Source organism: Microcystis sp. M113S1 (assembly GCF_020246945.1).
GTDB lineage: Bacteria > Cyanobacteriota > Cyanobacteriia > Cyanobacteriales > Microcystaceae > Microcystis.
Genome location: NZ_JADBSA010000086.1, coordinates 1 through 4,849 on the forward strand (window position 1 = coordinate 1; position 4,849 = coordinate 4,849).

Below are 4,849 nucleotides of genomic sequence, written 5' to 3' on the forward strand. Positions count from 1 at the left end.
ATTAAATATAGGGAGAAAGGTAGTCGGAGAGGTTGCATTTAGCAAGAATCCGATAGAGAGGCTTGTAGTTAGCCCTGTACGGGTCAAAGCGTACAAAGCTGATTCAAAGTGCGACGTTTGCGTACAGAATTAGTAACTATATCGGGCGAATAATTATCGATTGCCTAAACCAAGAGATTTCTTGACACTATCCGATTCTATCGTAATATCCTATTTGCAGAGCTTATGACCAAAGGTAATTTAAACGATCTCATCCGTACAGAAGCTAATAAAGAGGTAGAATCCCAACCCTCTCCTTCTCCCAAACGTCCCAAGGAAACTAACGCCACCCTACAGGCAAAAATTAACGACTTGACGGCAGAATTAGAAAAAACCGAGAAAAATCAGCAAACTCTCCAAGAAACAGTTATTTCTCTGGAAGAAGAACTTAAAGAACATCTGGAACTCTCTGTCAGTTTACAGCAGTTACAACAACAGACCGAGCAGTTAGAATCTGTCCTCTCGGAAAAAACTACTTTGCTGGCACAATTATCGAGTCAATTAAGCAAGACAGAAACAGAACTGACTGATAAAAAACAGTTAATTGAAAAATTATCGAGTCAATTAAGCAAGACAGAAACAGAACTGACTGATAAAAAACAGTTAATTGAAAAATTATATAATCAAATTAAAACCCTAGAAAATAGTTCCACCCCCACCCCTGAACCGTCAGCAATTACCAAACTATTGCCTAAGAAACCCAGTCTTTATAACTTTGAAATGGCCACTTTAGCCCGTTATATTGCCCCCACTCCTACCCCCACAGAGTTAACGGATTCCGATATCGGTTGGTTCGATTAATTATGGCTAGTAAAAATCAAGAACAACAACATCCACAGGAAAGACTCGATCGCCCGATTGTTGATCAGCTACTGCAATCAGAACCCAATGATTTAAACTTAGCTGAATGCGCTCGTTTACGCATACGTTATCAAAACTTTCCGGGAGCAAGAGAAATCCAAAGAGATTTAGATTTAATCCTAGAAAAATGGCAGTTAGATGAAGTCAGTTTATGGGCAAAAACTCGACAACTGCACAGTCATGGACAAGTGTATCAAATTCGCCAAACCGAGGAGCAACAGGATTGGAGTTAAATTGCAGCAGTTATCTTAAATGGTGCGAGAGGAAAAATCAAACCTATAATTTGATTTTATCTAATAATCTCTGAAAAGGATTTTTTGGTTTGCTTGCTGGCGGATCTGCGGGGGGATTAGGATCATCTAGATAACGATAATATTTCCAGATATCCCAGTAAGGACAACCCGGTTCAATGCGAATTCCTGCCCAATGTAAATATTTTAAGGGCTGATTTAATCTCGGATCGATTAAAATATTCCCCTGAGGTTGAAAATGAGAACTTCCCCCCCAATTTCCCGCTTGACAACCCGGAGCGCGGACAATATTAAATCGATTGGGAACTCGTTTGAGAATGGTATAATTAATAATCGGTTGATCGGAGGTTTTTTGAGAAAAATCAAAGTATTCTGGATGAGCGGCACATTCTTGAAAAGCACTATATAATTCCTGTTCTGAGAAAAGATTCTTTTTACTAGCCCAAAAACCACCGTTAAACATTCCACTTAGATCATTTTCCGTGAAGATTCCTTGTTCTAAAACAATCGGATTAAAGACATCAGTAATCCCTTTTTTGTGTTGGTAATCACAGCAGAGAAAATCGTAGGTATCGAGGAAATTTAGATTATCTATTATTTTTTCAAAAACTACGATATCCGTATCGATATAAAGAAATTGATCTAGTTCTCCAAACCAACACACCTGCTTGCGAAATTGATTGGGACGAGCAAAGAATTTTTCTCCAAAAATATCATAGATTTTCTGTGCCAATTCTTCCACTAATTGCAGCTCTGGATAGAGAATAACGCCATATTTTTCGGCCAATAAATCGGCAATTTTTTGATAATTATTGTCGTAGGGAATCAAGATGACGGTAGAATCTGGATCGTACAAACGAATACTATTCATTAATGCGATCGCCTGCTCGATAACTCGATCATTAGCGGTAATGTAAATTCCTCGCTTCATAAATGTCCTGGGGGTAAGAGTTAGAAATAATTATATAGCAGTTATCTTAATGGTGAAGTAGAAAGTTTTCCTTTTGGGGAGTCAGCCATCAGACTTCGGCGTGAGCTTTTGTCGAACGCTTTTTTCTCCCGATATCCCTGTTCACTGATAACTGATCACTGATCACTGATCACTGATCACTGAATAGCCGATCGGTCTTTCTCTGTCAACTCTTAAGGAGTCGTGGGTTTCATTTTTGAATTGGCGAATAATTAAGGAAAGATCACTGCTACTTAAACAGTTTTTTCTTAAGTTTAGCGAGGGAACTCTGTATCCATAATTTTTTAAGTCGCAGGGGTTCTAAACCTTCTATATCAGCCGGATAGTGTTTTTTAATATCAAAGAAATCATTAATTTCTCTTAAAATTGTTTCAAAACGTGGTAGTAATTTTTCGGGATGATAATCATCGAGAAAATTAGCCGGTAAAGAATTAACGGGAAAATTACGGGCATAATTAAGAATACGTGACCGATCGTATTGAGTGGAATAAGCCCCGATTTTTTGACAATTGAAACCGGGATCGAGATAATCGGCTAAGGCACTATTGACGCTAGAAAATACCGTACAACCACAGGCTAAAGCTTCCAGGGGCGGTAAGCCAAAACCCTCCGTTAAACTGTTTACAGCCCAATATTCAGCCGAATCGTAGAGATAAACCCGACTACGATTGAATAATCCCACTAAATCCTCCACATAGCTATCTAAAACCTTAACGCGACAGTGGGGACGGAGGGCGGGAACTAGACGATTGAGAAGATACTTTGAGGATTTGCGCCCCTGTACTAGGACATCGATATCTCTTTCTAAGCCTAAATTGAGAAATTCTGAGCCAATTTGATTAGGAAGATAGTAAATCAAAGCATTAGGAGCTTTTTCTCCCCAATAACCCATAGTATTACGGCTAACGGTGATAATTGGTATTTGGGAGGGTAAACGGAAGCCGTAACCTGTACTATGGGCATGATAAATGATATGATGCGATCGCAATCTTTGCACCAGTTTAGGAACATCAAAACCCCAGCTAACCACAAAAATACTGTCATCCGAGCTTATTTTCGCGAGTATATCCTCTAAAAAAGGATAATTTAACTCTTTTTGACGATAAGTCACAATCTGGGCGGTACAAATTTGACTAGCCAAATTGACGGTTTTCATTTCTGCCCACAGTCCACCCCCACCAAAAGGAGAAGTAGTACCGGGCAAGAGAAAATAGAGGTTTCTCATCAGGATAATAGAAGTTTTGGTTAAGCGGTAGTCTGGAGACTTGGCTATTCTATACTTAATTATTAAGGTGTGAGGTATCTAAAGGCAATAGTCGATCGGGCATAAGTGTAATTACTACTAAATAAATTTTTTAGCCTTGAGTCGGCTATCAAGAGACTTAGCTAGTTAATTACAAATTCTGCTAATTAATAAATATTAATAAACCGCAACCAGCTAGATAACTGGAATTTCACGGGCAAGCCATTAAGCCTTAAAAGTATTGATATGCAAGGATCGTAGCCGAAAAAGCAAAACTACGGGTTTCCCTGTGGATGCGGTTTATCAGAGAAATTAAAATACTTGACTAGAGGCTTCGCAGTTTGCTATACTAGGAAGCAAGAACAAACACACAAAAGGGTAGGGGTCATGAAAATAAAACTTAAAAGATTAATAAAAAATTATGCATATTATTTCAAGAGCCACCTTAAGAAATTTTTGGGAAACTCATCCAGAGGCTCAGGCTGGTTTACGTTATTGGTACAAGCAAGTTAGTCAAGCAAAATGGCAAAGTTTCCAAGATATTCGTCAGGATTTTTCTTCGGCTGACTTAGTGGGTAATTTTATAGTATTCAACATTTGCGGCAACAACTATCGACTAATAACTTATGTTGATTTTCAACATAGAAATGTTTTCATTAGAAAAGTACTAACCCATGCTGAATATAATAAAAACCAATGGAAAAAAGATTCGTGGTTCAATAAATATTGATCTAAATCTCTGAATCTCCAAATAAGTAGGGAGGAAAAATTATTTGTAGGATGGGTTAGCGGTAGCGTAACATAATCGGGCGTTGGGTTTCATGCTTCAACCCAACCTACGTTCATCTTATATTTAATTCCACCCACCCACTTATGAAAACTATAAATTATTAACTAAAAATTTTGTATCTCCTTCAGTCACCCCTATTTAAACCATAAAATTAGAGTTATCTTTATGTTTGCCACTGATAAATACTTAGAATTATTAAAGCAATACCCTCCTCGTCCTATTCACAATGAGGAAGACTTAGAAATGATGCAGGAGGTTATTAATCGCCTTTTAGACAAACCCCAATTAACGGCAGAAGAAAGGGAATATCTAAATGTTTTAGGGGCTTTAATTTATGAGCATGAGGAAAATCAAGAGCCAATACCTGATATTTATGGACTTGAATTGTTGAAATTTATATTAGAGGAAAGAAACCTACAAAAGCAAGATTTGCTATCTATCTTTGAAAGTAAGTCAACCCTGGATGACATTTTTGATGGCCTACAAGAGTTAACTCCTATCTATATTCAAAAATTAGCCAATTTTTTAAATATATCTCCTGATTTATTTTTTCCTAGTTAGGGTCTGCTGAATAAATCTAAAAACCTTGTTGGGTAAGACTTTTAGACTTTTTGTCAATCAAAAAGTACCAGGCATGGGAGTGATCAGGGGGAAAATTCAGGTACTTTTTCCCTGAAAATTAGGTAGTTGACCAC

6 protein-coding genes and 1 pseudogene are annotated in these 4,849 nt (G+C 37.6%); 5 read left to right on the forward strand and 2 right to left on the reverse strand.

Annotation, left to right across the window (positions count from 1 at the left end; all coding sequences use genetic code 11):
- From IM319_RS22400 to IM319_RS04885, 3 genes and pseudogenes are all read left to right on the forward strand, one after another.
- Positions 1 to 133, forward strand: a pseudogene (locus IM319_RS22400) (RNA-guided endonuclease InsQ/TnpB family protein); the annotation flags it as partial.
- Positions 134 to 225: 92 nt separating this feature from the next.
- Positions 226 to 840, forward strand: a complete 615-nt coding sequence (locus tag IM319_RS04880) for a hypothetical protein (RefSeq protein WP_286824251.1) — start codon at positions 226 to 228, stop codon at positions 838 to 840.
- Between the two features lie 2 nt (positions 841 to 842).
- A complete protein-coding gene (locus tag IM319_RS04885) occupies positions 843 to 1,133 on the forward strand; it encodes a DUF3288 family protein (protein WP_286824252.1) in 291 nt (96 codons plus the stop codon).
- Between the two features lie 43 nt (positions 1,134 to 1,176).
- Here the strand turns inward: IM319_RS04885 and IM319_RS04890 are convergent, their stop codons facing one another.
- Positions 1,177 to 2,082 carry an Npun_R2821/Npun_R2822 family protein gene (locus IM319_RS04890; protein ID WP_287734849.1) on the reverse strand — a complete coding sequence of 302 codons (906 nt, stop codon included), beginning with the start codon at positions 2,080 to 2,082 and terminating at the stop codon, positions 1,177 to 1,179.
- A 268-nt stretch (positions 2,083 to 2,350) separates the two neighbouring features.
- Positions 2,351 to 3,346 (reverse strand): glycosyltransferase, encoded by a 996-nt coding sequence (locus IM319_RS04895; RefSeq protein WP_287734850.1) that lies wholly within the window; start codon positions 3,344 to 3,346, stop codon positions 2,351 to 2,353.
- Positions 3,347 to 3,785: 439 nt separating this feature from the next.
- On the opposite strand from IM319_RS04895, the gene IM319_RS04900 reads away from it, so the two are divergent.
- Together IM319_RS04900 and IM319_RS04905 are read left to right on the forward strand one after the other, a co-directional pair.
- Positions 3,786 to 4,094: a type II toxin-antitoxin system HigB family toxin gene (locus tag IM319_RS04900; protein WP_287078009.1), complete on the forward strand. Its 309-nt coding sequence runs from the start codon at positions 3,786 to 3,788 to the stop codon at positions 4,092 to 4,094.
- 225 nt (positions 4,095 to 4,319) lie between these two features.
- The gene (locus IM319_RS04905; RefSeq protein WP_286824256.1) at positions 4,320 to 4,715 is read left to right on the forward strand and encodes a helix-turn-helix domain-containing protein; all 396 of its coding nucleotides are present in this window, start codon (positions 4,320 to 4,322) and stop codon (positions 4,713 to 4,715) included.
- The last annotated feature ends 134 nt before the right edge of the window (positions 4,716 to 4,849 follow it).

Excerpts from the sequence above, each read along its gene's own strand:
- IM319_RS04890 (WP_287734849.1), bottom strand. The coding sequence starts at position 2,082 with ATGAAGCGAGGAATTTACATTACCGCTAATGATCGAGTTATCGAGCAG.
- IM319_RS04880 (WP_286824251.1), top strand. The coding sequence starts at position 226 with ATGACCAAAGGTAATTTAAACGATCTCATCCGTACAGAAGCTAATAAA.
- IM319_RS04885 (WP_286824252.1), top strand. The coding sequence starts at position 843 with ATGGCTAGTAAAAATCAAGAACAACAACATCCACAGGAAAGACTCGAT.
- IM319_RS04895 (WP_287734850.1), bottom strand. The coding sequence starts at position 3,346 with ATGAGAAACCTCTATTTTCTCTTGCCCGGTACTACTTCTCCTTTTGGT.
- IM319_RS04905 (WP_286824256.1), top strand. The coding sequence starts at position 4,320 with ATGTTTGCCACTGATAAATACTTAGAATTATTAAAGCAATACCCTCCT.
- IM319_RS04900 (WP_287078009.1), top strand. The coding sequence starts at position 3,786 with ATGCATATTATTTCAAGAGCCACCTTAAGAAATTTTTGGGAAACTCAT.